This window comes from Methylobacterium sp. E-041, assembly GCF_022829665.1.
Classification (GTDB): domain Bacteria; phylum Pseudomonadota; class Alphaproteobacteria; order Rhizobiales; family Beijerinckiaceae; genus Methylobacterium.
In genome coordinates this window covers 1-979 of sequence record NZ_JAKSYQ010000086.1, presented here as the reverse complement: position 1 = coordinate 979, position 979 = coordinate 1, and the positions used below count along the sequence as shown (strand labels likewise).

At 64.0% G+C, this 979-nt stretch carries 1 pseudogene; it reads left to right on the top strand.

Annotated elements, in window-relative coordinates:
• Window positions 1-858, top strand: a pseudogene (locus MKK70_RS08345) (IS3 family transposase); the annotation flags it as partial.
• Window positions 859-979 lie beyond the last annotated feature (121 nt).

Sequence of the window (979 nt, the reverse complement as noted above, 5' to 3'; positions counted from 1 at the left end):
GGCCCAGGGCAAGAGTTTGGCCCTTGCATGCAGGGAGGCGGAGATCTCCGAGCAGAGTTACTACCGCTGGCGCAAGGAGTACGGCGGCCTTCAGGTCGATCAAGCCAGGAAGATGAAGGATCTGGAGCGCGAGAACGCTCGTCTGCGCCGGCTCGTCGCCGACCTTTCTCTAGAGAAGCAGGTGCTGGCGGACGTCGCCTCGGGAAACTTGTAGCCCCCGAGCGACGCAGGCAGGCGGTGAACGGCATCCGTGAGAAGTACGGCCTCTCGGAACGTCACGCCTGCCGGATCGTCGGTCAGCACCGCGGCACGCAACGCTATGTGCCTACCGTGCTGGCCGACGAGGATGCACTGACCCAGGCCATGATCGCCCTGGCGTCCGAGTACGGACGCTACAGCTACCGCCGCGTCACCGCGCTGTTGCAGGCAGCCGGCTGGCAGGTAGGCAAAGACCGGGTTCAGCGCATCTGGCGTCGCGAGGGGCTGAAGGTCCCCAGCCGACATAGACCCCGCAGCCGCTTGTGGCTGAACGACGGCTCCTGCGTGCGGCTACGACCGCTTCATCGCAATCACGTCTGGAGCTTCGACTTCGTGCAAGCCCAGACGCACGATGGGCGCTCTCTGCGCATCCTAACGCTGATTGACGAGCACAGCCGTGCCTGCCTCGCGCTGAAGGTGGCGCGGCGCATCAACAGCGTCGGCGTGATCGAGGCGCTGGCCGACGCGATGTGCCTGCACGGCATCCCGGAGCACATTCGCTGCGACAATGGCCCAGAGATGATCTCCAAGGCGTTGCGCAAATGGGTCGCCAAAGCTGGCTCACAGATCCAGTACATCGCGCCAGGATCCCCGTGGGAGATGGCGTAATCGGTCCTGAGTCGCGCATGCTTGCAGGACCGATCCACTGATCCGGAAGGGCTGCTGCCATGCTCCACTATGTTGGCCTCGATGTGTCTCTCGACCAAACCAGCCTCTGCAT